The organism is Sellimonas caecigallum (assembly GCF_019754295.1).
Classification (GTDB): domain Bacteria; phylum Bacillota; class Clostridia; order Lachnospirales; family Lachnospiraceae; genus Sellimonas; species Sellimonas caecigallum.
In genome coordinates, this window is sequence record NZ_VIRV01000001.1 from 332,856 (window position 1) to 358,114 (window position 25,259).

The following is a 25,259-nucleotide window of genomic DNA, read 5'->3' on the forward strand; positions in this document are numbered from 1 at the left end:
TCCTACTCCTCTTCTGCTTTTTTCTCATTTTTCAGCTCCAACACTTTACTTCTTGGACAGTCCTTTCTGCACTGAATGCATTTTCTTTTCATACACGAAATCTTTTTGTAATTGACATAAAACCGGTCTTTCCCGAGATGTTTTGCAATATACAAAGCCGTATCCGCACAGCGGTACAGTTTTTCATAGCTTTTTATCGTTCCATCTACAGGTACGGCACCGATACTGACCGACACCCCATATTTTGCATAATAATTTCCAAGCGCAGCCCTCACAGACGTCAGGATTCCTTCAAATTTATCTTCCAATATCCCTTGGGATACCCGGTTCTGCACGAGTACGATAAACTCATCCCCACCAAGTCTCGCGATACAGTCAGTCTTGCGAAACCCTACGCTCAAACATTCAGCAAACCGTTCCAATATCCTGTCGCCTTCCGGATGTCCTTCCATATCGTTGACACGCTTAAAATTGTCCAGATCAAAAAGTACAAGTACCCCTGACGGATTCGGCTGCAGCAGATATTCCTCTACATGGCGTTCAAAACCATTTCGATTGTAAAGTCCGGTCAGCCTGTCGGATTTTGCCTCACTTTGAGCGACGGAAAGCTGATCTTCCATTCGGCTGATGCCTTCCGACTTACTGATATATCCTTTTTCCAGCTCCAGTATCGTCTCCACAAGAGCCTTCAGTTCCGGTATGCCAGCCTCCTCGATATCCGTATCATTTCCACCTTCCAGTATTCCCCGGATACTCGTCTTTACGAGTTCAAAATGTCCAAACAAATATTTTTTCAAATAAACTCTCACGATCACAATCGTAAGGACGCTGATCGTGCCGATTCCAATAAGACCTTCAAAAAAAGTCCATGCAATATCGCCGTACAGCTGACTTAAATCGGTAAATGCGGCAAGAAACATTCCTTCCTGTTTTGTGATGACCGTTCTCTGGTACTTTCCATTGATCCGCAGAAGAATGGGTTTATCTTCCTCCAACGATTCCAGGAGTGAAAGCAAATCTTTCGCATTTTCTCCTCCACTGATCCTGATTACCTGCTGATTGTTTTTTGTCATTCCCACGATCTTTCCGCTGTCTCTTCCAATAGCAATGACACTTGTATCATATTCTGTCGTCGCCTGCTTAAGTGTCTTCTCAATCAGTTCCTTTCGGCTTAAAAACTCCAGATTTTCTGTATCCATATCAATCCGCACGAATGAAAAATGTGGGGAATCTGATTGCACGATGACGTAGAAAGAAGAGGGGATTGTGTCAAATTCTGCCTGATCAATGTGAATATGGTAGGGCTTTCCGTCTTTTTCCAGCCAAAATTCCTCCGATTTTACCTGTTTTGCGCTTCTCTCCTTCATACTATCTTCTGTACTGCCTATCATTTTTCCCGAACTATCATATACGCTTATGGACTTGATTTCCATGAGCCCTTTTACTATATCAAGCCCACGGTCGAAAATCATCTGGGAATCGCTGGAAAGGATATATTCTACGGCCAGAGCACGATTGAGGTAATCATCTTTTAAAAGCTCCAGACGCTCTTCATACTCATTCGATGCATTGCGGATATTCGTCTCTACACTTCCCAAAAGTTGGCTCAAATACTGATAGTTTCCTCTTCTGCTCCTCTCATACAGGCTTATCGTAAAAAATAGAAGAATCAGGACTGTGGAAAACAGAAGTATGATGGCCAGTCTTCGATATAATTTTTTCATAAATTTTACCTCCTGTCAGTTCTCTTCGTGTTCCTTCCACGTCTGCTTTTTTCGCTTTTCCAAATACTGTTCTTTAGAAAGAGGCCGGTAAAAGTAATATCCCTGAGCTATGAAACAATGATTACGCACCAAAAAGCAAGCCTGCTCCTTCGTCTCAACACCTTCCGCCACAACTATCATCCGAAGCTCCTTTGCCATCCTGATCGTAGACTGCAAAATGATATTCATTTTTCTTATACCAATCAGGTTTACAAAAGACCTGTCGAGTTTCAGAACATCGAAATGTGTGTCCGCAAGCGACTGTAAAGTCGAACTTCCTGTCCCGTAGTCGTCCATTTCCACCTGAAATCCCATTTGGTGCAGGCTGTCAACCAATTTGTCCATCTCTTTCTTACCATGGCATTTTTCAGCACTTTCCGTAATTTCAAAAGATAGTTCCGCCGCATCTACCCCATATAATTTTGTCAGTTGACTGATCCTGTCAGCAATTCCTTCTTTTATAATGTGGAGTTTGGAAAGATTTACCGATACAATTCCCATAGAAAGTCCTTGATTTTTTGCCTCGCAGATATCAGCGCAGACGAGACGGACAACCTCCTCATCTAGCTCCACAATCTGTCCTGTCGCCTCGAAAACCGGAATGAATTTTGCCGGAGAAACCTGGGTGCCATCCTTTTTCTTCCATCGCACAAGAGCCTCGGCACCACAAATCATGCCTGTGCGCATATCCACTTGGGGTTGATAGACTACGTGGAATTGTTTTTCCTTCAGCGCTTCCTTAAAATCCATCTCAATATTTTTGGATTCAATCTCTTCTTTTACTATATCTTCATAGAAACTATATTTTTCAGTTATACTCCTTTTTGCTTTGTGCTTTGCTAAAACTGCGTTGCTGTAGATGATCCCAATATCCCCAAATTCACAGAGTGGACAAATACCAAACGACATTGTACACTGTACAATCCTTCCTTCATCCATCTCTTTTTGCACTTTTTTCCAAAAACATTCCAGTTTACAGCATACTTCTTCTTTTTTATTTCCTTTTATGACAGCCACAAATATATCGCTGTGATAGCGATAAAGTGCTTCCTCCGGCAATGTATTCCGGAAAATCTGATAAATCTTTCTCAAAACATCATCGCTTTTTTCTTTTCCATACAGAAGATTCATCATCTTGAATTTGTCCACATCAAAATTGACCAGATACCTGTCCTTCTTATCCTCACTGCTCAATTTGCTAAACTGCTGCCGAAAATAACGATAATTCCACTCTCCCAGCAGTCTGTCCCGAAATACGATATCCAGAATCCTTTTCTGAAATTTCTGATATACTGTCATATACATGACAGAAACCACTACGAGAAGTAAATACAAAAGCAAGACAAGCACAAATATATTTTCCTTCAGAGTCTTTGTGTGCCGATACAGGTAATCTTCCTGTACGTATGAGAGCAGTCTCCAGTTGTTGATCGAAAGGTCATGCTCACAAGCCATATAGGACTCTTTTCCCTTCTGAAACCGAAACAATGTTCCCTCTTTGGTTTCTCCGTTATCCGTTTCTTCCGTCAGGATAAGGCTTCCGCCTTTTCCGTCAAAAGACTGAATATTTATGAGGCGTAAAAAGTCCGAAGCACGGTAGACCGCAGAAACAACCATCTTTACCTCTCCGTCTTTTCGTACCGGCACAGTAAAAATATGGCCTTCTTCTTTCCCTCCCTGGGAAAGGCGTTTATCTGTCACAACCTCCTTGCCTTCCATGTTTTCCTTAAAGTAAGCTTGTCCGCTCAAATCAAGCACTTCTCCTTTTGTTGTACGGCACATTCCTTCTCTGTCAATGATCCCCATATTGTACATTCCCATATGCCGGGCATAACTTTTCAATGTATCCACGATACTTTCCGTATTTTCGTTTTCTGTCCTTCCGATTTCTTCAGCAATGGAGCGGAGCAGATTCTTCAGATCATAAAACCTGGTCTCCACAAGCTTGGCATTTTGTATGCTCACATTTTGCAGTGTATAGTCTGCCTGTTGTTTAACCGCTGACAATATTCTTCTCTGAAAATGAAAATACGTAAATGCACCAGCCAAAACGACAAGCAAAAGAACAAACGCCATCAGGATCTTTGCTTTTCTTGAAATCCGGACCGCATCTTCTTTTATTTCCTTCATAATTGATATCCTCCATAAAATCTGCTCCTTTTCACATTTAGAATGTCTCAGAGGAAGTTCGTCTATACAGAAAAAAGAGAATCTCTGATTTAAGACAACAAAAAAGCGCGCCCACTTTTGGCGGGCACGCCTAAATAATTTCACTTTTCTTTTTTATCTATCTCTTGAAGAAATCTGGAATCTTGATGGACTGCTCTTTTACCCTTCCTCCTGTCGCTGTCTGGGAAGTTGTCTGTGTCGGTACTGTCCGTGTGATATTGTCAGATGTTCTTGCAGTTCTTGGCTGCTGTGGCATGCGTGTTACTCTTCCCATGTCTGTCTTCGGAGAAGATGCCTGGGAATGTGTCTCGTTTGTCTCCGCAAACATAGAACTGTTCTGTTTTGCGCTTTCTATTCTGGATTTCAGTCTGGATCCGGAATTCTCCGCATTATGTAACCCTGTCGCAATGACTGTGATAGTAGCCTCATCCGTTCTTGATTCATCGTACATCGCACCGAAGATAATGTTTGCCTCTTCTCCTGCAAGTTCCTGTACATATTCTGCTGCATCGCTTGCATCCATCAAAGTGATATCTCCGGAAATATTGATAATCACATGAGAAGCACCGGAAATCGTCGTTTCAAGCAGCGGGCTTGCAACAGCCTGTTTTACTGCCTCCAGCGCCTTGTCATCTCCTCTTCCGTGACCGATACCGATGTGAGCGATACCCTTATCTGTCATGACAGTCTGGATGTCTGCAAAGTCAAGGTTGATCAGTGACGGTACATTGATCAAGTCTGTGATACCCTGGATACCCTGCTGAAGAACTTCATCCGCTTTCTTCAGAGCATCCGGCATTGTTGTCCTTCTATCGACAACTTCAAGCAGTTTATCATTCGGGATCACAATAAGTGTGTCTACATTTTCCTTTAATTTTTCAATTCCTGCAAGTGCATTGTTCATACGTGTCCTGGATTCAAAACGGAACGGTTTTGTAACAACACCTACTGTAAGAGAACCCTGTTCTTTTGCAATACGTGCTACAACCGGCGTCGCTCCTGTCCCTGTTCCGCCTCCCATACCGCATGTGACAAACACCATGTCTGCACCTTTCAATGCGGATGCAATCTCGTCTGCACTTTCTTCTGCTGCTTTTTCCCCAACTTCCGGCTTTGCTCCAGCGCCAAGACCTTTTGTGATCTTGTCTCCAATCTGCATCAGTGTTGGTGCTTTGCAGTATTGAAGTGCCTGCTTATCAGTATTGATCGCAATAAACTCTACTCCGGCAATCTGTTCATCTATCATACGGTTTACAGCATTATTACCGCCTCCGCCTACACCAACAACGATAATTTTTGCTGCAGCTTCTGATTCATTTGTCTTGATTTCTAACAAGAGTGTCTCCTCCTTTGTCATGCTTTATTATTTATACACCCACAAGTATATATATTTCTGCCATATATACAATATAATATAGTCTTTCACAGCAAATTTCAATAGAATTTTTACGAATTTTCTACTTTTTTTCAAAGCTGATCGTGTCTGTACTATCTCCAAAATGTTCGAGATGAAGCGTCCCTTTTTGTCCTTCCAGCATAGGAAGTATCGTTGGAAGTTGTGCTATTTTTTCCTCCGGATTCCCGCTCCCAAGCTCAACGCAGATTTCTCCAAAATACAGTGTGATATTTTCCCCGTCACAGAGAATCCTGTCACTGGCGAGCTCTTTCCTTTCCAGAAGGTCGATTACCTGGACAAGATATCCGAACACAGCGTCATCTTTTACCGAAAGTTTTTTTCCCTTGGACGCCTTCTTTACATCCAGTCCTTCAATCTTTGTGACGTCTTCCCTTAGTTCCTCCAGTATTCCAAGAACATATCCTTCCTCATCAAAATACACATATTTTCCATCTGATTCCACATAGCCGATAGGCGTCTTCTCTGTCACCTTTACCTGGATCGTCCACGGATTTTTCATGGTAAACTGTATCGACTCTGCCGTATCCGGAACCGGAAATGATCCAAATTTGGTCCTGGCAAGAAGAATCAGGGAATTGTCTGCTCCCCCCTGCTTCTCTATATACTGCAGTATTTCTTCTTTCGTAAGAAATGAATTTCCTGTAATATGGATCGTCCTGACCTGAAAAATCAGTGCCAGGGCAATCAAAAGAGCCACCACTCCAACGGCGGTTCCAAGTCTTATCAAAAGCTGTTTTCTCCGGGCTTTTTTCAGTCTTTTCCTCGTCCCGTCCCTCTGTGCGATACGATCGCTCATGGCTGTTCCTCCTTATTTTGTACTGTTTTACATCCATATTGTACATTGTAGACCAATGATAACTCTTATTTTACCAACTGGCTACACTGAATACAAGCCCCATTTCCACGAGAAGAAACACAACAGAAGTACCTCCGTAGCTGATAAACGGCAGTGTGATCCCAGTATTCGGGATCGTATTGGTCACAACAGCAATATTCAAAATGACCTGGATCATCATATGCGCCATAGCTCCCGCCGCAATAAGGGCGCCGAACAGATCTTTCGCATGGGTGGAGATCACAAAGAAACGCCATATGAGCAAAAGAAACAAAATGACAATAAAGGAGGCGCCTACAAGACCTAATTCTTCACATATAATAGAAAATATCATGTCATTTTGCGCCTCAGGTACAAATCCCAGTTTCTGTATACTGCTTCCGAGCCCTTTTCCAAAAAGCCCTCCTGAACCGATAGCATAAAGTCCCTGGAGTGTCTGATACCCTTTTTCGTACTTTTCCGGGTTCTGCCAGATAGCAATCCGCTCCAGGCGGTAGCTTTCCAGTGCCAGAAAGATTCCCATAAATCCACATCCAAGTACAGCCATCCACACAAACTGGGCATATTTAGGACTGGCCGCAAATATCAGTATCACAGCAATCCCAAGGATAATCACTGCGGTACTGAGGTTACTTGCCCCCACAAGTCCCACAACCGGCAGTACCCAAAGCATGATTTTCAGAAGTGTGCCAAGCTTTCCTATCTTCTTTACGTTTTTCGTTACGATCCATGAAAGAAAGATGATCAGCGCAATTTTGGCATACTCAGACGGCTGAAAGGAAAACGGACCCAGAGAAAGCCATCTCTTGGATCCGTTGTATTCATCTCCGACAAGCATTACGGCCACACAGAGCAACACTGCTCCGATGTATGCCGGCACTGCCAGTTTTTCCCACATATGGTAATCTGTTTTTGCCACTGCGTACATTCCTGCCAGTCCGAGTGATGTGGCAAACAGCTGTTTTTTCAAATAGTAAAAGGAGTCGCCGAATTTTGTCTTGCCATTATAGGCACTTGTACTGTAAAGGATGACAAGTCCTGTTATCACAAGTAAGAAAACTATGACCAGGAGAACTTTGTCAGTCTTTCCCTGGCTCCGTCTTTCCTCTTGTTCCACTCTATCCACTCCTTACAGAGATTTTACTAATTCTTTGAATTTCTCTCCCCGTTCTTCATAATTCTTAAACATGCCCCAGCTTGCACATGCCGGAGAAAGCAAAACGGCATCGCCGGACTCTGCGATCTCACTTGCCATCTTTACCGCCTCCTCGAAGGTATCTGCAAAGATAAAGTCATAAAATCCACATGCTTTGGCATCTTCTGCGATCTTCTGTCTTGTCTCCCCGATGAGAATCAGCTTTTTCACTTTTCCCTGAAAACTTTCAATCCACTCTTTGTACTCCGACTGCTTATCGTATCCTCCTCCGATGAGTACAGTCGGGCGATTCATCGCACAGATTCCACGGATCGCGGCATCCGGATTGGTTCCTTTGGAATCATTGTAGTAAGCTACCCCGTATTTTTCTGTCACATACTCAATCCGGTGTTCCACACCCTGGAAATTGCGGATGACAACGCGGATAGTTTCCATCGGTACCCCGTAGAGAGCCGCCATAGCTACAGCAGCCATCACATTTTCGTAGTTGTGTATTCCGAGCAGTTTCAGTTCCTGTACATCGCACACTTTGACCGTTTCAGGGTTCCGATATACGATGGCTCCATCTTTCAGATAGATTCCTTCTTCCAGTTCTCGCTTGCTGCTGAAAAAGAACGGTTTTGCACTCAGATTTTTCCCAAACTCACGCAGAACTTCATCCTCATAATTCAGCACACACGCTTCCTGCTCTGTCTGGTTGGATGCAATCGCTTTTTTTGCCGCGATATAATTTTCCATCGTATGGTGCCGGTTCAAATGATCCGGCGTGATATTCAATATAGCACTCACTTTCGGGCGGAAACTATGGATCGTCTCAAGCTGAAAACTGCTGATCTCCGCAACGGTTATTGCCTTTTCCGTCATCTTCATAGCTTCCAGCGTGTATGGGTTCCCGATATTACCCACTACATACACTTCGTCTGCATACGCTTTCATGATCTCGCCCAGAAGTGTCGTTGTCGTCGTCTTTCCATTGGTACCTGTGATCGCAAGCACATCTCCCTTTCCGCAGCAGTACGCAAGCTCCACTTCGCCCCAGATCGGAATATTCCTTGCTCGCATCTTTTCAACAACCGCAAGGTCCGTCGGAACTCCGGGACTCATAACAACAAGATCCAGCGTATCCATCACTTCTTCCGGGAGTTCTCCCAGGAGAATCTGTGTCTTTGCATACTCCGGAAGACGCTCTTTGATGTCCTTCGCATTCAGATTCTCATTTCCGTCATATAATATCGTGGCGGCACCTTTCGCGTCCAAAAGTGTTGCCGCACCGATCCCGCTTTTCCCAGAACCGAACACAAGTACCGTCTTTCCTTTAAATTCAAACATTTCGTCTCCGTCCTTTCGTACCTTAGATCGCCATCAAAGCAATCAGACATAAGATTGCGGTCACAATGGAAAACACTGCGACTACTCTCGTCTCCGACCATCCACACAGTTCAAAATGATGATGGATAGGAGCCATTTTAAAGATTCTTTTGCCGCCTGTCTTTTTAAAATAAGTAACCTGTATCATAACAGAGGCCACTTCCACAAGATAGACAAGCCCTACAATGATAATAAAAATCGGCATCTGCAGCATATATGCAGTGGACGCCACAAAACCTCCCAGTGCCAGAGAACCTGTGTCCCCCATAAAGACACTGGCCGGGTATACATTAAATAGAAGAAACCCAAGCAAAGCTCCTACAACTGCGCATGTGATTGGCTCAATCCCGCTCTTCGTCCCAACAGCTACCACAGTAAAAAATGTTGCTACGAGAACTGTCACACTGGATGCAAGTCCGTCCAGTCCGTCTGTGAAATTGACTCCATTTACCGTACCGATCACGGCCACAAAAAGCAGCGGTATCGCTACCCAACCAATATCCCAGTATTTTCCTCCTGAAAATGGTATCAAAAGTGTAAGCGGAATATTCGTCACTTTCACAAGATAATAGGCAAAAATTGCCGTTACTACGATCTGAAGCGCAAATTTCTGCTTTGGATAAAGTCCATCTGAACGCTTCATCACAACCTTCAGATAATCATCCAGAAATCCGATGAGTCCGAATCCAAGTGTCACAAACAGGATCGGGATAATTTTGGGATAATCTTTCACATAGAGCAGAGACGTGATCACGATCGAAGCAAGTATCATGACACCCCCCATCGTCGGCGTCCCTGCTTTCTTCAGATGAGACTCCACCCCTTCTACCCGTTCAGTCTGTTTCATCTTCATCTTCCTGAGTATCGGAATCACAATCGGTCCCATGACAACACTTAACCCAAAGGCTACCAGTACCGGAATTACAAACGTATAATCCATATCCACACCTCTTCATCCTTCTGTTTCTAAACAGGCACAATGCCTGCGTACAATTATACCGTATTTAAGCTTTGTTTACAAGAAATTCCCCCTTATTTTTCACTTTCTGCCGTTTCCGGTCTTCTCAATCCCAAGATACGGGAGAACTGCATCAAAAATCTGCCTCATGACCGGAGCTGCTATCGTCCCTCCATAATAGATTCCCTGCGGATTGTAAATGATACACATTCCCAGCACCTGCGGATCATCTGCCGGGGCAAATCCCAGAAACGAGGAGATATATTTGTTGGCGCTTCTCGGCAGTGTCTGGGATGTGGCTGTCTTTCCCCCAATCTTGTATCCTTCGATATAGCCATTCTTTCCGGATCCTTCCGATACCACGCTTTCCAGAATTTTCTGCATTGTCTCGCATGTCTCTTCTGACACGATCCGTTCTTCTTTTTTATAAGGAAATTCTTTTATCGTCTTACCTGTTTCTGCACTCTTTACCTCCATACCAAAATGAGGAGTAATCCGTTTTCCGCCATTAATGAGAGAACTTACCGTAGCTGCCATCTGGATTGGCGTAACCTGAAAAGACTGTCCAAATGACATGGTTGCAAGCTCTACTTCCCCAATGTCTTCTCTTCGGTGCATGATAGTTCCTGCCTCCCCCGGCAGATCCACCCCTGTCTTTTCCATGAGGCCAAACTGTTCAAAATAATCACAGAACCGTTCCGATCCAAGCCTTTGCCCAACCTCCATAAACACCGGGTTGCAGGAATTTTGAACCCCTTGAACAAAAGTCTCGCTTCCGTGTCCTCCTGCTTTATGGCAGCGGATTCTGCGGTCTTCCACGATCTTATATCCAGGGCAGAAAAATTGGTCGTCCGTCTCCACAACTCCCTCCTCCAGGCTGGCGCTTGCTGTAATGATCTTAAAAACAGAACCGGGTTCATATGTATCATTGATACACCCGTTTCTCCACATTTGGTTGAGAAGTTCCTGCTTTTTTTCATCATCCATCTGCACATCGCCTCCTGTGTTCAGCTCAAATGGCTCATTTAAATTGAATTCCGGATAATTAACCATAGCCAGTATTTCTCCGTTCTGCGGATTCATCAGAAGGATTGCCACTTTGTCTGCCTGCTTTTCTTCCATAACTTTCTGTGCCATCTGCTGAGCGTATTCCTGTATATTATAGTCCAGACTAATCCGGAGCGTGTTCCCTGCCCGGGGCTCAATCCGGTCTTCCGCAATGTCTGGAAGTTCAATCCCTCTGGCGTCTGTCGTAGCCAGGATCTTTCCATTCTCTCCTTTCAGGTAATCTTCATATTTTACTTCCAGCCCTATGATCCCCTGATTATCTCCCCCTGTAAATCCCAGAACCTTACTTGCCAGTTCTTCATACGGATAATACCTTTTGAAATCCTCATCGACTTTTACCCCTTCAAGCTCCATCTCCCGGATTTTGTCTCCTGTTTCCTTATCCACATTCGTTTTTACCCGCTCCATGGAAGATACTTTTTCCACTCTTTTCCTTACTTCTTTCTCTTCCATCCCAAGTGTATCCGAGAGTAATTTTATGACCTTCTCGGGCTCTTTGATCTGACTGTGTATGACAGACACCGTACACACCGTCCTGTTAGTCGCTAACACTTTCCCGTTTCTGTCTACAATCTCTCCTCTTGCCGCCTTAATATCTCTTTCTCTTTCATGGAGAGCCTCCGCTTTTTTCTGATAATATTCCGCTTCAAAAATCATAAGATAACAAAGCCTTCCAATCAGCCCCACGATCATGATGACTGCCAGCGCAAATACAATACAGATTTTTCTTTTATTGTATGTTTTGTTCTTCATACAAAAAACCTCACAGAAGCGATTAATACAGATTATTAATCCTTTTGTGAGGTTATTCTTTTTTATTGCGTTTGTTCTGTTTTCGTAATGTTAAGATACGGGAACGCTTCTTTCATGATATCAGCCGCAAGACCGGTAGCCAGATAGCTGGCTGCCTGCTGTTCCAGATTTGGTTCATCTACAACAACATAGATCATGATCTCCGGATTCTCCTGAGGTGCGTATCCGATAAAGGAGTTTAAGTTCTTCCCCTCGCTTCGTGGATGTTTTTCGGCAGTCCCTGTCTTTCCGCCGATCGCATATCCAGCCACTTGAGCGGATTTTCCGCTACCTTCCTCTACAACACCCAGCATATAATCTTTCAGTATCTCGCCTGTCTCTTTTGATATTGTCTTCTTTGCCAGAACAGGCGTCTTTGTGTAGACTACATCTCCGTTGGCATCCTGAATCTCTTTTACCACATATGGCTCATAATAGTTTCCGCCGTTTATGAGAGAGCAGAAACCTGCTGCAAGCTGTGTCATCGTCACATTGAAGTTCTGTCCGAAAGAGTTTGTTCCAAGGTCGATCGGTTTCATATTTTCCGGAGAATAGAGAAGGCTCGATGTATCCCCTTCTCCTGGGAGATCGATCCCGGTATATTCGCCAAACCCGAAAATATGCTGATATCTGCTGAAATCTTCAGCCCCCAGTTTTTCGGCGATTTCCATCATACCGACATTGCAGGAGTTCTCAAGCACCTGTTTCAGCGTCTGTGTTCCATGTCCGCTTGTAGCAATACATGCTACCGGCTGCGGCACGCCATCGTACTTGTACGACCCACCACATACAAAAGTCTCATTCCCGGTCAGTTTCCCAGTCTCAAATCCTGCTGCCATCGTGAAAGGCTTCATAGTGGAACCCGGTTCGAACGTATCACTGATGCAGAAATTCCGCCAGAGAGCATTCATAGCATCCAACTTTTCTTCTTTGGACATTGCCTCCAGCTCCTCATTTGTATAGTACTGGCTGAGATCTCTCGGATTGTTCAGGTCAAAATTCGGATAGCTCGCCTCTGCGAGAATCGCTCCTGTATTTGGATCCATCATGATGACAGCTGTATTTTTCGTGCCTTCTCCTTCGTACGCATTGTCTTTGAGCCGATCATTCAGTTCTTTGATATGCTTTTCCACAATGGCCTGCAGATTCACATCAATGGTCGTGACAATGTTATTTCCGTCCACCGCATTCTGAATCACATTTTCGGAGTCTGAATCTGAATTCAGATATCCCGTTTTTCTTCCGTCTGTCCCGTTAAGTTCTTCGTTATAATATGCCTCCAGTCCAATGGTTCCCACATTTCCGGAAGATGTATATCCGATCACGTCCGACGCAAGTGTGCTGTATGGATATTTTCTTACATATGTATCTTCCAGGGTAACCGCTCCGATCATTTTATTTTCGTTCTCCAGCTTTTTAAATGCCTGCCCTTCTTCATAGCCAGCATTTTTGATCAGTGTCAGATATCTGTTTTCTTTCTCCTCCTGAATCTGCTCTCTAAGCTGTGTCTCCTCAAGGCCGAACGCTTCACACAGTGCATCGACAGTCGCATCGATCATCTGATTTTTATACTGTTTCTTTGTTTCCAACAGCCCTTTCACATCCAGAACCACGTTATACGTCCTCTCACTGGTAGCTATCTTTGTCCCATTGGTGTCCAGTATATCTCCCCGTTTAAATGGGATCGTCTGGCCTGTATTACGGATTTGACTCATTACCTGTTTTTTATATTCTTTTCCGTTAACGATATTGATAAATGCAGCCCTTCCCACAAAAAAAACAAAAGCCAGTATGATTGCCGCAAACACTCCTACCAGCTTAATCTGCATTTTTTTAGGAAATTTTCTGTAAAGATTTTGATATCTGCCCTTTCTTTTCCTCTTAGCCATGCACTTCACCTTTTCAATTTTGCATTAATTCTCATCTACAATCCCATCTTCAGGGATATTTTCATATTTTTTGATGTAGTCATCCCCCGGACTCTGGTATGTAACTACCTGGGAAGGATCTGCATACACCATTCCAAGTTCTTCTGCTCTCTTCCGTATTGTCTCTAACGTGATGGAATTTGTGATAAAATTATACTCTGACGCATTACTCTCACGGATTTCCGATATATCCGTCCGAAGCTTTTCAATAGTCCTTGACTGTCTGCTAAGATCCGCACGTACTCCTATATACTGAAAACAGACGAACAGTGCAATCGCTGCGGCTGCCCCCAGGAAAGATACATATCCAAATCCTAGTTTCATTGCTCTTTTCTGATTTTTTCTCGTTTGTCTACTTACCTTCTTCTCTTGCTTTTTTGGGGCTGCCGGAATATCTACCTCCGGTATCGCCTGCCCCTGCTTTATCGTATTGCCATCATAAACATACAACTGTCCGCGTATGTTTGCTGTTCTTCTTTTTTCTCTTTCTATCATACGCGTTACCTCATTTCCTTTGCGAGCTTCGTCGTTCTTTCCCCGCATATCTCCTAAATATGTTCAAAAATGCGAAGTTTTGCACTCTTGGAACGGCTGTTTTCCGCCAATTCTTTTTCGCCCGGCAGTATCGGTTTTCTGGTAATAATCTTCCCTTTGGATTTTTTTCCGCACACACAGACCGGGAAATGGCTCGGACATGTGCATGGATTTTCATTTCTTCTGAATGCTTCTTTTACAATCCTATCTTCCAGCGAATGGAACGTAATGATACAGATCCGTCCGCCTGTATTTAACATATCAATCATGTCATCCAACGATTCCCGAAGAACAGTCAGCTCCTGATTCAATTCAATCCGGATTGCCTGAAAGGTTCTTTTCGCAGGATGCCCAGACATTTTCTGATATTTCATCGGAATGGCACTTTTTATGATTTCACTAAGCTGTAAGGTGGTTTTAACCGGACCTTTTTCCCGTTCTGCCACAATATGTTTTGCTATATTCTTTGCAAAACGGTCTTCGCCGTAATCACGGATGATACGAAAAAGGTCCATCTCACCATATCCATTGACAATGTCAGCCGCCGTCATCGTCTGACGCGTGTCCATGCGCATATCCAACGGCGCATCCTTTGTATATGAGAATCCCCGTTCCGCCGTATCCAGCTGATAGGAAGATACGCCCAGATCAAGGACGATCCCATCTACTTTGTCAATGCCTGATTCCCGGAGCCGCAACTTCATATCACAATAGTTGCTCCTGACTATTGTAACTCTCTCCCCGAAGTCACGTAATCGGATTCCGGCAGCCTCGATAGCCGCCTCATCCTGGTCTATTCCGATAAAACTCCCCTTGTTGTTTAACCGCTTACACACTTCATAAGCATGTCCGCCTCCACCAAGCGTTCCATCTACGTAAATGCCGTCTGGCTTGATGTTCAGACCATCTACGACCTCTTCCAATAATACTGACTTATGCTCAAATGTCATGGTTCCCTCCATTTGTGTCATTGTTAAATGCTAAGGCCCAATTCTTCCATGTCACTTGCGATATCTTCGATATCCATCTCGACTTCAGCATTATGTTTATCCCAGGCCTTTTTGTCCCAAATCTCTATTTTATCCAGGACACCTGCCAGAACGACTTCCTTTTCCAATCCGGCATATGCTCTAAGGGCAGAAGAGATAAGTACCCGACCCTGTTTGTCGAGTTCCCCGTCAACTGCGCTTCCAAGAAAAAAGCGTTTAAAGTCTCGGGCTTTTTTGTTTGTAAGTGGCAAGTTTCTGAGTTTTTCTTCAAAAGCACTCCATTCGTTATCCGGATACACAAATAAGCAGCCATCCATCCCCTTCGTTATCACAAAATGTTCTCCCAGACTTTCGCGAAATTTTGAAGGAATGATCAACCTGCCTTTTGCGTCAATACTGTGATTGAATTCTCCGTTTAACATCAGGAATCACCTTCTCTTAAAATGGCATGATTCTTTCAAACCATTTCGTACCACTTTTCTCCACTTTCTACCACTTGAAACCATTGTAACCCACTTCCCTCGTCATTTCAAGCCCTTTTTGGAATTTAAGATTTTTTTAAGGGTGGAAAAAAGCGGAAAAAAAGAGACTGCGTATAACACGCAATCTCTCCCGTTTTTTCGACAATATTTACTCCTGACTTAAGCCCTGGAGATACTCATCAAATGCTGTATAATCTACTGTCACTTCTTCTCTCGGACGGCTCTCTTCAATCTTCTCATATGCAGAGTAACCAATCCATACGCTGATCAGAGCAATGATGATCAGAGCGACAGCAAGCTTCAGATAATTTAAAAACTTTTTTCTCTTCTGCTGCTTCTGGATCTGTCCTTTATATTTTTTATAGGAATCTACTTTTGCCTGGCTCATATTCTCTAACTCCTTTTGCACTCGACTGGTACTTATCATACCACACTGCCCGATGAAATACAAGAAAAAGAGCCTTTTTTCACACTTCCGACACACTTCTTTATCTAGACAGCGATGATGACACCCCCGTCATTGGCGTAGAGACTGCTTACTCCTCTTGTGTCAAGGATAATGATCTCTTTTACATTTACTTTTTCAAGAAGCATCTTTTTTACCCCTTCTGCCCGTTCCCGGCAATTACAGTGTGAGATGGCAAGTATCTTTTCCTCTGGATTTTTCAGCTCCTCGACTACCTTATCTACCATCTTCACAAGCGCTTTTTTGATTCCTCTTGCCTGCCCGTGCTGGATGATGACTCCCTGCTTTGTAGCTCCCATAACCGGTTTGATATTTAAGACCGTGGCCGCCAGTGCCTTCAATCCTGTAAGTCGTCCATTCTTTCTGAGTGTCTCCAGTGATTCCAGCACAAAATACGTATTTTGGCCGTCGATATAAGCTTCGACTGTATCGATAACCTCTTGGAAAGACATCCCTTTCTCTTCGCATTCTGCAATCTTCTGTGCGATCAACGTCTCTCCCACGGAAGCAGAACGGGAATTAAAAATATAAATCTTTTTTTCTCCGTACTCTTCATAATACAGATTCTTTCCCAGCACGGCACTGTTGTACGATCCGCTCAATTCGGCAGAGAGTGTTACAGCATAGACATGATCTTCCTCGCCTCTGAATGCTTCCATATACGATTCCGGAGACGGACAGGATGATTTCGGACACTCGCTGCTTTTTGCCACTCTCCGAAGAAAATCTGCCTGATCAAAACTCTCGTCGTCAACGATCTGATGTCCGTCCACTTCCAGAACAAGCGGTGCGGTAAAAAATCTTCCGGTTTTCTTCATATTCTGAGTCAGTTCTCCGCAGCTGTCAACTATCACTTTATAGCTCATATCTATTCCTCCCACATGATATTGTGTGTTGTTTATTTCTATTATATGTAGTTTTTAATACTACTTCTTTATCTTAACACAAATCTTGCGGAAAAGAAAGGATTTTATGACTGAAATCGGATTTGCCGTGATATGTTCAGTGCGATCCCCATTTCTCCCATCAAAAATACAACAGATGTTCCTCCATAACTGATAAAAGGAAGCGTGATCCCAGTCGTTGGAATGACATTCAATACAACTGCCACATTCAGAGCGACCTGAATCGCGATATGTGCAAAGATTCCGGTAGCTATCAGAGAACCGTAGAGATCCGGTGCGTTCTGCGCAATAAACATCAGCCGGTACAAAAGCATTCCAAAAAGCACAAGGACGACGATCAAACCAAAAATCCCAAGCTCTTCACAGATGACAGATAAAATCATATCATTCTGCGGTTCCGGAATAATCATTTTCTGTGCACTGCTGCCAAGCCCTTTTCCAAAAAGTCCTCCGCTTCCGATAGCCAGCAGTCCCTGCATCGTTTGGAACGCACCACTTTGCGCGTATTTTTCCGGGTCCACCCATGACAGGATCCTCTGAAGCCGGAAGTTGCCGCTGGATTCCAGAAGCCGTCCAATAATCTGTCCCGCTATCAATCCTCCTACTACCAGAATTCCAAACGCAATGGCAATTTTTTTTGACTTCGGATATACGACAAAAAATACAACACATGTAATCCCCATGACAATGATGGCTGTGCTCAGATTGTCTGTGAGGAAAAATACTCCCGCTGCTGCGATAACTCCCCATGTCAGGACATTGATCATTCCTTTTTTTGTGTATGCTTTTTTGCCGATGGCACATATGACAAAAGGGATAAAAATGATGACTGCAACCTTCGTGAATTCTGCCGGCTGAAGCTGCTGGTCAAACGGCAGCCTTAACCACCGTCTTGCCCCATTTCGTTCAAGTCCAAGAGGCGTCTTTACAAGTGCCATGAGAATGAGCGAAGCAAAGTAAATAGCCTTTGCAAACTTTGCATAAATATGGTAATCGATCTTTGTCACAAAATACATCCCCACCAGACTGACACTGCTGAATAGAATCTGTCTCTTAAAATAGAAAGCAGCATCTCCTCCCATGTTTACCTGGGCGTCATATGAACTGGTACTATACAGCATGACAAGCCCAAAGCAAACAAGAAAGAGCAGTACAGCCATAAGTCCGTAATCAAAATATTGGTATTGCATCCCCGTTCTGGAAGATCTCTGGAACCGTATTTGTCTTCTTGCTTTCTGACGTCCGTTCATTCTTCTACACTCCCCTGTCTGTTTCGATAATGGTTTTATTATAGCCGGATTATCCTTGAAAAACAACCCACAACCTTGTAATTGCCTTGTAACCTTCCCGCTATTTTCCCATATGATAATCTTAGAAACTGATGAAAGGAGTTTTCTTATGCAGAATTATTACCAGCGCCCTCCGATGCGTTCTCCGTATCAAAATCAGAATCCTGCCGGCTGCTGTCAAAAAAAATCCTGTACAGAAGAATTGAGAAAAGAATTTCCGGTAGCAATGGCTTACGTACCTTGGCAGAAATTTGCCGCACCATACCCGGTCTGCAAAGCCTTTGTTCGCGGTACGATTTTTGAAGAACTTGACAAACCGTTTCTTGGGAAAGGAGGCTGCCGCTCATGAAAGAATTTTCTTCCCGCAAAGACCTCTTGAACCATATTAACACCGTAAGTTTTGCCGTTAACGATATCCAGCTTTACCTGAATACCCATCCTGAGGACACGGAAGCTCTTGCCTATTTCCACGAATACAAAGAAAAACGGGTAAAGGCTTTGAAAGAATATGCCACATGCTATGGCCCTCTGACCATAGACACTGTGGATGCTTCCGCATGTGACCGTTGGAACTGGGTCAACGAGCCGTGGCCATGGCAGGAAGGAGGATGCTGATTATGTGGAATTATGAAAAACGACTGCAGTTTCCTGTAAAAATTTCAAAACCAGATCCAAAAGCTGCTCAGATCATCATTACACAATTCGGGGGGCCGGACGGGGAACTGGCCGCTTCCATGCGTTACCTCTCCCAGCGTTACACGATGCCATACAAAGAAGTTACAGCAACTCTTACCGATATCGGAACCGAAGAGCTGGCTCATATGGAAATGATCTGTGCCATCGTCCATCAGCTCACGCGAAATCTGACACCAGAGGAAATCGAACGATCTGGTTTCGGGACATATTATGTGGACCATACCCTCGCTCTCTGGCCGCAGGCCGCAAGCGGAACTCCGTGGACTGCCACTGTATTTCAGTCAAAAGGCGATCCTATCACAGATCTTCATGAGAATCTTGCAGCAGAACAAAAAGCCCGCACAACATACGACAATATCCTGCGCCTTGTCAATGATCCGGATATCATCGCACCGATCCGGTTCCTCCGTGAAAGGGAAATTGTTCACTACCAGCGCTTCGGCGAGTCTCTACGGATCGTGACCGATCATCTTGACAGCCGAAACTTCTATGCACTCAACCCGGAATTCGATAATCCGGCCTGTCGATAACAGATTTCAAAAAAAGAATGTGTCCAAAATGGGCACATTCTTTTTTTACATTTTCCTACCTGCTTGCCTCAAATCCAAGATCATCCAGAAGTTCCACCATCTCGTCCATCTTGCTCTCGTCTTCCAGATAGACGCAATTTTCTTCCAAACTTACCTTTCCTTTAATTCCATCTGATTCCATCGCTTTTGTGATACGCTCCACACATTTTTCGCAGTGCATCCCTGTCACATTTAGTTTCATCACTGTTTAGTCCTCCTGTTATTTCATAAGTTTTTTAATTGTTTCACATAATTCATCCACACATTCGTCATTCCCCGCCCTTATATTGTTAACGACACAGGAATGAATATGTTCCGAAAGAAGCATTTTGTTAAACCCATTGAGAGCCGCCTGGATCGCCTGCACCTGTACAAGAATATCCACACAATACCTCTCTTCTTCCACCATTTTCCGCACCCCGCGCACCTGGCCTTCGATGCGGTTCAGCCTGCTGATCATGTTCTTTACTTCTTTTGCGTCACGGTGTTTGATCTTCTCTTGTTCCATTCTTCTTCCTTTCTTAGTTTTACAATTTCAGTGTCCTCAGTCTGAGCGCATTGCTCACAACGCATACTGAACTAAGCGACATGGCAAGTCCACCGATCATAGGATTCAGAAGCATTCCGTTGATCGCATACAACGCTCCTGCCGCAAGCGGAATCCCAAGACTATTGTAGAAAAATGCCCAGAACAGATTCTGCTTGATATTTCTGATAGTCGCCTTGCTCAAGTGGATCGCCTTATACACATCGTTCAGATCCGATTTCATAAGGACAATATCGCTGGAATCAAGCGCGATGTCGCTCCCGCTTCCGATGGCCACTCCGACATCCGCCTGTACGAGAGCCGGGGCATCGTTGATTCCGTCTCCTACCATCATGACACATTTATTTTCTTTTTGCAATGCCTCCACAACATTTGCCTTATCTTCCGGAAGCACCTCTGCGATGACTTTGTCGGCGCCTGCCTGTTTTCCGATCTCCTGGGCAGTCAGTCGGTTGTCTCCGGTCAACATACATACTTCGATTCCCAACTCTTTCATCTTCCGAATTGCTTCTTTACTCGTCTCTTTCATCTTATCCGCCACGCTGATAAGCCCTTCCACCTGTCCATCTGACGCGACGAACATCGGAGTCTGACCCTTTTCCGCCATCTGTGCGGCTTTTTGCGCATATATGCCAAGGTCTATATTCTGCGCATCACACAGCTTTTTGTTTCCGATATAAAACCGTTTCTTCTCTCCTCTCCATTCCATTTCCGCCCAGATTCCCTGTCCTGTCACACTCTGGAAATCGTCCGGTTCTGCAAGAGACATTCCTTTGTCTCGGGCATACTCAACAATGGCCTGTCCGAGCGGATGTTCGGATACCTGTTCACAGGATGCCGCGATAAACAGAAGTTCTTCCGTTTTCATCTTTTCTGTGTGGATCTCCTGGACTGATGGTTTCCCTTCCGTGATCGTACCTGTCTTATCCAGAATAACCGTATCTACTTTATGACAGATTTCCAGTGCCTCCCCGCTTTTGATGAGAATACCATGGGATGCGCCGAGTCCTGTCCCTACCATAATAGCTGTCGGAGTTGCAAGTCCAAGCGCACACGGACAGGCAATAACAAGGACAGATACAAAAATTGTAAGGACAAATGCAATATCATGTCCAAGTAACAGCCATATAACCGCTGCGATCACGGCGATACACATGACTGCCGGCACAAAATACCCTGCCACTGTATCGGCCAGTTTCGAGATCGGTGCTTTCTTTCCCTGTGCATCCTCCATCATCTTCACAATTTTAGCAAGAGTGGTATCTGAACCCGTTCTCGTTACTTTCACTGTCAGACTTCCCTGAAAATTCACACTTCCGCCGATAACTTCATCATCCACCGCTTTTTCTACCGGAATGCTCTCGCCTGTCAGCATAGATTCATCTACCGTCGTGCTCCCTTTCGTGACGATCCCATCCAGAGGGATTCTGCTGCCTGGCCGGATCACAACCAGATCCCCGACTTTTACTTCTTCTACCGGTACTTCCCTCATCTCTCCATTTTGAAGAAGAACCGCCGTGTCCGGTGCCAGCTCCATGAGCTTGCGGATTGCTTCTTTCGTCTTGTTCTTACTTCTTCCCTCCATGTATTTTCCAAGCATTACAAGTGTTACCACGATTGCCGCAGATTCGAAATACAACTGATGAGATGCATGAGGATTGGACGGAATCGTGATCGTCATGACAACACTATATATAAATGCACTTCCTGTCCCAATTGCTACGAGAGAATCCATATTTGGGTGTCCCCGGAAGAGGCTTCCAAATCCATTGATATAAAATTTCCTTCCGTTGATCAAAATAATGACTGTCAGGATCAGCTGTGCCAGTGCAAAATAAAGCGGATTCTTTTCCATGCTCAGCAAATCCGGAACCGGAAGCTGAAACGGGAGCATATGTCCCATGGACAGATATAAGAGCGGTACTGCCAAGATAAGGTTTTCGATCACATGCCGCTTCGTCTTGTGTATTTCCTGCTCCTGATTCTCTTCCTCCACTTCTCTCTCTTTCCTGTTTTTCTCTTCATATACGGATGCTCCAAATCCTGCGCGCTCTACTTTGGCAATGATTTTCTCCGGCGTAACCTTCCCTTCCTCATATGTGATAGTCATGATACCTGTCGTCAGATTCACATTGCTTTCACTGACACCATCTATCTTTTTTGTCACACGTTCTACTGCGCTTGAACAAGCTGCACAGGACATTCCTGTTATAACATATTTTTCTGTTTTCATTTAACCACCTCTTTCATATACCCTTACCCGGTATATGTTTATAATAACTCTGTTTTCTCTACGTGTCAAGCAGAATCGATTCTTTCCTTTTTTTGGCAATATAAAAGGAACCGCATTCTGATATGCTCCCCCTTAAGTAGACAGGGTAAATAGCCAAAATCTACTTAAGGGGGATTTCTTATGTCAAAATCTAAATGATCTGCTGATTTCAGAACAAAAGTAGTTCAGGAATATCTTGATGGTAAAGGTTCTTTCTATGACTTGGTGGATAAATATCATATTGGAAAAACAACTATACAAAAATGGGTTGCTGCTTACAAGGTGCATGGAATTGATGCCTTTATCTGTGGCCCTGGAAATGCAAGCTATACCAGTGAATTTAAAACCATGTGTGTTGAGGAAGTTCTTTCTGGCTACGGCAGTTCTATGAATACAGGAGCAAAATATAAAGTTTATCCAAGTGTTTTAGGATCTTGGATCAAGATGTATAATGCCAATAGAGAACTTAAGGATTACGATCCAAAACGGGAGGTCTATATGGCAGAAGCAAGACGAAAAACCACCATTGAAGAACGCAAAAAAATCGTTACCTATTGTATTGAACACAATCGTGATTATAAGGGTACAGCCGCACTCTATGATGTTTCTTATAGTCAAGTGTATTTTTGGGTAAAAAAATATGATACTGCGGGCAAGACAGGTCTTACAGACAGGCGTGGACGGCTCAAAACAGATGATGAGGTTGTTGAACTGTTAAAAAAAGTGAAAGAATTCGAAGGGATGTGAGGCTGGGAAAACAACGCCACGAACCAAAGTATCTGGCAATTGAATACTTCTATACAAACAACGGCTGGAGCATCAACTGGATGTGCAAACAGCTTGGAATTGCAAGGGCTGCGTTCTATAAACGGAAACATAGAATCATTCCACAGCAAGAACGGGAAAATCGGGAAATCGCAGAACTGATCAAAGAGTATGATGAACGTTTTTCTCATATCCTGGGATATCGAAGAATGACAGATTGGATCAATCATTTCAATCAAACGCATTTTTCCAGAAAGAGAATCCATCGGATTATGAAAAAGCTTGGAATACATTCTGTCATCCGCAAAAAGAAGAAAAAGTACAATACTTCTAAGCCGGAAGAAACAGCTGAAATCAGCCAACCCAGATGCCAAGCCGATTTTTCATAGCGATAGAGGTTTTCAGTATACAAGCAGGGTATTCCAAAAGCAACTAGAAGACAACGAAATGATACAATCCATGTCAAGAGTAGGACATTGTATTGACAATGGTCCAACAGAAGGATTCTGGGGAATCATAAAATCAGAAATGTATCAAATGTATAAGATTACAGATGAAATGTCCCTGCGTAATGCGATCAGGGAGTATATGCGATTCTATCGTGACGAAAGACCACAGAGCAGGTATAACTGCAAAACACCGGCAGAGGTAAGATCAGAAGCTTTATCTTCTGCCGTCCCTCAAGCATATCCAATAGCAAAAAATAAACGAATTGAGAAATGCAAAGCTAAGTGGTGTGCCTAAAAAATCAGCCGCACGAAATCGTGCGACTGATTCTGAGCATCTTATTTTAGATATTTGACCTGTCTACTTGACAGGGGGCATATCAATCATTCTCGCGGTTCTCCTTTTTGAATCGTTTTACCCTAACATCTGTGTCAGTGTCACTTCCACTTCTTTTTCCTCATAACTGCCCTTATCTGACGGGAACTGCACAGTCAGTTTTACTTTCTCTCCGATTTTATAATAGCTCAACTGTGCCTGGAGATCTTCCATGTTGCTTACTCCGACTCCCTCTATTCCGGTAATGATGCATCCCTGTGTAATACCGGCTTTTTCTGCCCCACCATTTTTCTGCACTTTTGATATATAAATTCCGGTCGGCATTCCAAACTGTTCTGCGCTCTGTTCATCCAGGTCAAATCCTTCGATTCCGATATATCCTCTCTGTGCTTCCGGCACCTGTGTCCTTGTCTCCTTGTTCATCAGATTCTGGATAATACTCGTCACATCAGAGATCGGGATCGCATATCCCATTCCTTCTACAGCGGAATCATTTACTTTTACTGTATTGATACCGACGACCTCGCCTTTACTGTTCAGGAGCGCTCCGCCGCTGTTTCCAGGATTGATCGCTGCATTTGTCTGGATCAGCTTGCAGTCAAATCCTTCCATCTGTAAATCTCTGTCTTTTGCACTTACGATTCCGTTTGTCACAGACTGTCCATATCCGAGTGCATTCCCAATGGCGACAACATCTTCACCTACCTGAAGTTTCTCTGAATCGCCCAGTGTTGCCACTTTGATCTGCTCTTTTGTATCGGAGCCGATATTTTTCATCGGCACTGCCACAACTGCGATATCTTTTGTCGGGTCTGTACCTTTGATGGATGCCTCGACACTTTTTTCATCTACAAATGTTACGGTAAGTGTTGTGCTTCCCTCTACCACATGATTGTTTGTCACAATCAAAAGTTCGTTGTCGTTCTGTCCTACGATAATTCCGGAACCTGCACTCTGCTCCGTCTGTTCCCGGATCCCTCCAAAGAAATCCTGGACTTGTTTGACACTCATATTCTGTATAGATACGACAAACGGCATGGAATTCTGCGCGATTTGTGTCACATCCGCTGTTCCTGATGATCCGGAATCAGGCTGATCGGACTTCGTAAGCTGTGCCGTATCAACCTTGGAAGAACTTTCTTTTGCGGATGTACCGAAAATTTTTCCCGTCACGGCATTCGTCGCCTGGAATGTCACTCCACCTACAACCCCGAACAGCACTGCAAATCCTACCACTGCTGCTGCTTTTGAAAGCTTTTTTCTTCCTTTCTTTCTTGGCGGCTCCTGCTCAGGAGTTGGATCCGTATAAAAATTGTTTCGATCCGGTTCCGGACCTGGATTGTAATATTCATATTCATGGCTCATAACATTTATCCCCTTTCTTCTGGCATAACTTTTTCTTATATGGCTCAGTCTATAGAAAAAATGTGTTGAAATTGTGATAAAAAAATAAAAAAAAGCTGAATTTCCTTTCCCAGTAAATCCAGCTTTCTTGTCCTTCCTCTCCT

25 protein-coding genes and 1 pseudogene are annotated in these 25,259 nt (G+C 43.9%); 7 read left to right on the forward strand and 19 right to left on the reverse strand.

Annotated elements, in window-relative coordinates; all coding sequences use genetic code 11:
• Nucleotides 1-2 precede the first annotated feature (2 nt).
• From FLB61_RS01600 to FLB61_RS01670, 15 genes are all read right to left on the reverse strand, one after another.
• Nucleotides 3-1,724, reverse strand: a complete 1,722-nt coding sequence (locus tag FLB61_RS01600) for a GGDEF domain-containing protein (RefSeq protein ID WP_221919225.1) — start codon at nucleotides 1,722-1,724, stop codon at nucleotides 3-5.
• Between the two features lie 15 nt (nucleotides 1,725-1,739).
• Nucleotides 1,740-3,893 carry a GGDEF domain-containing protein gene (locus tag FLB61_RS01605; RefSeq protein ID WP_221919226.1) on the reverse strand — a complete coding sequence of 718 codons (2,154 nt, stop codon included), beginning with the start codon at nucleotides 3,891-3,893 and terminating at the stop codon, nucleotides 1,740-1,742.
• Between the two features lie 157 nt (nucleotides 3,894-4,050).
• Nucleotides 4,051-5,268, reverse strand: a complete 1,218-nt coding sequence (gene ftsZ / locus FLB61_RS01610; RefSeq protein WP_087200177.1) for a cell division protein FtsZ — start codon at nucleotides 5,266-5,268, stop codon at nucleotides 4,051-4,053.
• 121 nt (nucleotides 5,269-5,389) lie between these two features.
• Nucleotides 5,390-6,145, reverse strand: a complete 756-nt coding sequence (locus FLB61_RS01615; RefSeq protein ID WP_221919227.1) for a cell division protein FtsQ/DivIB — start codon at nucleotides 6,143-6,145, stop codon at nucleotides 5,390-5,392.
• A 70-nt stretch (nucleotides 6,146-6,215) separates the two neighbouring features.
• Nucleotides 6,216-7,301, reverse strand: a complete 1,086-nt coding sequence (locus tag FLB61_RS01620) for an FtsW/RodA/SpoVE family cell cycle protein (RefSeq protein WP_087200174.1) — start codon at nucleotides 7,299-7,301, stop codon at nucleotides 6,216-6,218.
• Between the two features lie 12 nt (nucleotides 7,302-7,313).
• Nucleotides 7,314-8,669, reverse strand: coding sequence for a UDP-N-acetylmuramoyl-L-alanine--D-glutamate ligase (murD, locus tag FLB61_RS01625; RefSeq protein ID WP_087200172.1), 1,356 nt, complete (start codon nucleotides 8,667-8,669; stop codon nucleotides 7,314-7,316).
• Nucleotides 8,670-8,691: 22 nt separating this feature from the next.
• Complete coding sequence (mraY, locus tag FLB61_RS01630; protein WP_087200169.1) at nucleotides 8,692-9,648, reverse strand: phospho-N-acetylmuramoyl-pentapeptide-transferase; 957 nt, start codon at nucleotides 9,646-9,648, stop codon at nucleotides 8,692-8,694.
• A 99-nt stretch (nucleotides 9,649-9,747) separates the two neighbouring features.
• On the reverse strand, nucleotides 9,748-11,487 hold the full coding sequence (locus tag FLB61_RS01635; RefSeq protein WP_221919228.1) for a peptidoglycan D,D-transpeptidase FtsI family protein: 1,740 nt from the start codon (nucleotides 11,485-11,487) through the stop codon (nucleotides 9,748-9,750).
• A 62-nt stretch (nucleotides 11,488-11,549) separates the two neighbouring features.
• Nucleotides 11,550-13,415: a peptidoglycan D,D-transpeptidase FtsI family protein gene (locus tag FLB61_RS01640; RefSeq protein WP_087200164.1), complete on the reverse strand. Its 1,866-nt coding sequence runs from the start codon at nucleotides 13,413-13,415 to the stop codon at nucleotides 11,550-11,552.
• 24 nt (nucleotides 13,416-13,439) lie between these two features.
• The gene (locus tag FLB61_RS01645; RefSeq protein ID WP_144018234.1) at nucleotides 13,440-13,949 is read right to left on the reverse strand and encodes a hypothetical protein; all 510 of its coding nucleotides are present in this window, start codon (nucleotides 13,947-13,949) and stop codon (nucleotides 13,440-13,442) included.
• A 53-nt stretch (nucleotides 13,950-14,002) separates the two neighbouring features.
• Nucleotides 14,003-14,938, reverse strand: a complete 936-nt coding sequence (rsmH, locus tag FLB61_RS01650) for a 16S rRNA (cytosine(1402)-N(4))-methyltransferase RsmH (protein WP_087200159.1) — start codon at nucleotides 14,936-14,938, stop codon at nucleotides 14,003-14,005.
• Between the two features lie 23 nt (nucleotides 14,939-14,961).
• Nucleotides 14,962-15,399, reverse strand: a complete 438-nt coding sequence (gene mraZ / locus FLB61_RS01655; RefSeq protein WP_087200157.1) for a division/cell wall cluster transcriptional repressor MraZ — start codon at nucleotides 15,397-15,399, stop codon at nucleotides 14,962-14,964.
• A 208-nt stretch (nucleotides 15,400-15,607) separates the two neighbouring features.
• Complete coding sequence (locus FLB61_RS01660) at nucleotides 15,608-15,847, reverse strand: hypothetical protein (RefSeq protein ID WP_221919229.1); 240 nt, start codon at nucleotides 15,845-15,847, stop codon at nucleotides 15,608-15,610.
• Nucleotides 15,848-15,951: 104 nt separating this feature from the next.
• Nucleotides 15,952-16,791 (reverse strand): DegV family protein, encoded by an 840-nt coding sequence (locus FLB61_RS01665; RefSeq protein ID WP_221919230.1) that lies wholly within the window; start codon nucleotides 16,789-16,791, stop codon nucleotides 15,952-15,954.
• A 104-nt stretch (nucleotides 16,792-16,895) separates the two neighbouring features.
• Nucleotides 16,896-18,080, reverse strand: coding sequence for an FtsW/RodA/SpoVE family cell cycle protein (locus FLB61_RS01670; protein ID WP_221919231.1), 1,185 nt, complete (start codon nucleotides 18,078-18,080; stop codon nucleotides 16,896-16,898).
• Nucleotides 18,081-18,228: 148 nt separating this feature from the next.
• Between FLB61_RS01670 and FLB61_RS01675 the strand changes: the two genes are divergently transcribed.
• Genes FLB61_RS01675 through FLB61_RS01685 form a run of 3 tightly spaced genes read left to right on the forward strand, consistent with a single transcriptional unit; the run spans nucleotide 18,229 to nucleotide 19,345 of the window.
• Complete coding sequence (locus FLB61_RS01675; protein WP_087200147.1) at nucleotides 18,229-18,468, forward strand: spore coat associated protein CotJA; 240 nt, start codon at nucleotides 18,229-18,231, stop codon at nucleotides 18,466-18,468.
• Nucleotides 18,465-18,734: a spore coat protein CotJB gene (locus FLB61_RS01680; protein ID WP_087200145.1), complete on the forward strand. Its 270-nt coding sequence runs from the start codon at nucleotides 18,465-18,467 to the stop codon at nucleotides 18,732-18,734. The genes FLB61_RS01675 and FLB61_RS01680 overlap by 4 nt, the downstream gene beginning before the upstream one ends.
• Before the next feature lie 2 nt (nucleotides 18,735-18,736).
• Nucleotides 18,737-19,345 (forward strand): manganese catalase family protein, encoded by a 609-nt coding sequence (locus FLB61_RS01685; protein WP_087200143.1) that lies wholly within the window; start codon nucleotides 18,737-18,739, stop codon nucleotides 19,343-19,345.
• Nucleotides 19,346-19,400: 55 nt separating this feature from the next.
• Here the strand turns inward: FLB61_RS01685 and FLB61_RS01690 are convergent, their stop codons facing one another.
• Genes FLB61_RS01690 through FLB61_RS01700 form a run of 3 tightly spaced genes read right to left on the reverse strand, consistent with a single transcriptional unit; the run spans nucleotide 19,401 to nucleotide 22,164 of the window.
• Nucleotides 19,401-19,586 carry a heavy-metal-associated domain-containing protein gene (locus FLB61_RS01690; protein WP_087200141.1) on the reverse strand — a complete coding sequence of 62 codons (186 nt, stop codon included), beginning with the start codon at nucleotides 19,584-19,586 and terminating at the stop codon, nucleotides 19,401-19,403.
• A gap of 18 nt (nucleotides 19,587-19,604) precedes the next feature.
• Complete coding sequence (locus tag FLB61_RS01695; RefSeq protein ID WP_087200139.1) at nucleotides 19,605-19,892, reverse strand: metal-sensing transcriptional repressor; 288 nt, start codon at nucleotides 19,890-19,892, stop codon at nucleotides 19,605-19,607.
• Nucleotides 19,893-19,911: 19 nt separating this feature from the next.
• Nucleotides 19,912-22,164 (reverse strand): heavy metal translocating P-type ATPase, encoded by a 2,253-nt coding sequence (locus FLB61_RS01700; RefSeq protein ID WP_087200137.1) that lies wholly within the window; start codon nucleotides 22,162-22,164, stop codon nucleotides 19,912-19,914.
• 219 nt (nucleotides 22,165-22,383) lie between these two features.
• Between FLB61_RS01700 and FLB61_RS13165 the strand changes: the two are divergent.
• From FLB61_RS13165 to FLB61_RS13425, 4 genes and pseudogenes are all read left to right on the forward strand, one after another.
• Nucleotides 22,384-22,494 (forward strand): annotated as a pseudogene (locus tag FLB61_RS13165) (transposase); the annotation flags it as partial.
• The gene (locus tag FLB61_RS13420; RefSeq protein WP_405121553.1) at nucleotides 22,486-22,950 is read left to right on the forward strand and encodes a helix-turn-helix domain-containing protein; all 465 of its coding nucleotides are present in this window, start codon (nucleotides 22,486-22,488) and stop codon (nucleotides 22,948-22,950) included. The pseudogene FLB61_RS13165 and the gene FLB61_RS13420, both read left to right, overlap by 9 nt.
• Nucleotides 22,947-23,357: an IS3 family transposase gene (locus FLB61_RS01710; protein WP_144018233.1), complete on the forward strand. Its 411-nt coding sequence runs from the start codon at nucleotides 22,947-22,949 to the stop codon at nucleotides 23,355-23,357. The genes FLB61_RS13420 and FLB61_RS01710 overlap by 4 nt, the downstream gene beginning before the upstream one ends.
• Before the next feature lie 70 nt (nucleotides 23,358-23,427).
• Complete coding sequence (locus tag FLB61_RS13425; RefSeq protein WP_144018312.1) at nucleotides 23,428-23,712, forward strand: IS3 family transposase; 285 nt, start codon at nucleotides 23,428-23,430, stop codon at nucleotides 23,710-23,712.
• 117 nt (nucleotides 23,713-23,829) lie between these two features.
• Here the strand turns inward: FLB61_RS13425 and FLB61_RS01720 are convergent, their stop codons facing one another.
• Nucleotides 23,830-25,116: a S1C family serine protease gene (locus tag FLB61_RS01720; protein ID WP_221919232.1), complete on the reverse strand. Its 1,287-nt coding sequence runs from the start codon at nucleotides 25,114-25,116 to the stop codon at nucleotides 23,830-23,832.
• Between the last annotated feature and the right edge of the window lie 143 nt (nucleotides 25,117-25,259).

What these genes read in the sequence shown, in the direction of transcription:
- murD (WP_087200172.1), bottom strand. Translation starts at nt 8,669, where the DNA reads ATGTTTGAATTTAAAGGAAAGACGGTACTTGTGTTCGGTTCTGGGAAA.
- FLB61_RS01690 (WP_087200141.1), bottom strand. Translation starts at nt 19,586, where the DNA reads ATGAAACTAAATGTGACAGGGATGCACTGCGAAAAATGTGTGGAGCGT.
- FLB61_RS01670 (WP_221919231.1), bottom strand. Translation starts at nt 18,080, where the DNA reads ATGAACGGACGTCAGAAAGCAAGAAGACAAATACGGTTCCAGAGATCT.
- mraY (WP_087200169.1), bottom strand. Translation starts at nt 9,648, where the DNA reads ATGGATTATACGTTTGTAATTCCGGTACTGGTAGCCTTTGGGTTAAGT.
- rsmH (WP_087200159.1), bottom strand. Translation starts at nt 14,938, where the DNA reads ATGACATTTGAGCATAAGTCAGTATTATTGGAAGAGGTCGTAGATGGT.
- FLB61_RS01720 (WP_221919232.1), bottom strand. Translation starts at nt 25,116, where the DNA reads ATGAGCCATGAATATGAATATTACAATCCAGGTCCGGAACCGGATCGA.
- FLB61_RS01645 (WP_144018234.1), bottom strand. Translation starts at nt 13,949, where the DNA reads ATGATAGAAAGAGAAAAAAGAAGAACAGCAAACATACGCGGACAGTTG.
- FLB61_RS01685 (WP_087200143.1), top strand. Translation starts at nt 18,737, where the DNA reads ATGTGGAATTATGAAAAACGACTGCAGTTTCCTGTAAAAATTTCAAAA.
- FLB61_RS01695 (WP_087200139.1), bottom strand. Translation starts at nt 19,892, where the DNA reads ATGGAACAAGAGAAGATCAAACACCGTGACGCAAAAGAAGTAAAGAAC.
- FLB61_RS01640 (WP_087200164.1), bottom strand. Translation starts at nt 13,415, where the DNA reads ATGGCTAAGAGGAAAAGAAAGGGCAGATATCAAAATCTTTACAGAAAA.
- FLB61_RS13425 (WP_144018312.1), top strand. Translation starts at nt 23,428, where the DNA reads ATGTCAAGAGTAGGACATTGTATTGACAATGGTCCAACAGAAGGATTC.
- mraZ (WP_087200157.1), bottom strand. Translation starts at nt 15,399, where the DNA reads ATGTTAAACGGAGAATTCAATCACAGTATTGACGCAAAAGGCAGGTTG.
- FLB61_RS01635 (WP_221919228.1), bottom strand. Translation starts at nt 11,487, where the DNA reads ATGAAGAACAAAACATACAATAAAAGAAAAATCTGTATTGTATTTGCG.
- FLB61_RS01665 (WP_221919230.1), bottom strand. Translation starts at nt 16,791, where the DNA reads ATGAGCTATAAAGTGATAGTTGACAGCTGCGGAGAACTGACTCAGAAT.
- FLB61_RS01615 (WP_221919227.1), bottom strand. Translation starts at nt 6,145, where the DNA reads ATGAGCGATCGTATCGCACAGAGGGACGGGACGAGGAAAAGACTGAAA.
- FLB61_RS01605 (WP_221919226.1), bottom strand. Translation starts at nt 3,893, where the DNA reads ATGAAGGAAATAAAAGAAGATGCGGTCCGGATTTCAAGAAAAGCAAAG.
- FLB61_RS01700 (WP_087200137.1), bottom strand. Translation starts at nt 22,164, where the DNA reads ATGAAAACAGAAAAATATGTTATAACAGGAATGTCCTGTGCAGCTTGT.
- FLB61_RS01600 (WP_221919225.1), bottom strand. Translation starts at nt 1,724, where the DNA reads ATGAAAAAATTATATCGAAGACTGGCCATCATACTTCTGTTTTCCACA.
- FLB61_RS01680 (WP_087200145.1), top strand. Translation starts at nt 18,465, where the DNA reads ATGAAAGAATTTTCTTCCCGCAAAGACCTCTTGAACCATATTAACACC.
- FLB61_RS01675 (WP_087200147.1), top strand. Translation starts at nt 18,229, where the DNA reads ATGCAGAATTATTACCAGCGCCCTCCGATGCGTTCTCCGTATCAAAAT.
- FLB61_RS01660 (WP_221919229.1), bottom strand. Translation starts at nt 15,847, where the DNA reads ATGAGCCAGGCAAAAGTAGATTCCTATAAAAAATATAAAGGACAGATC.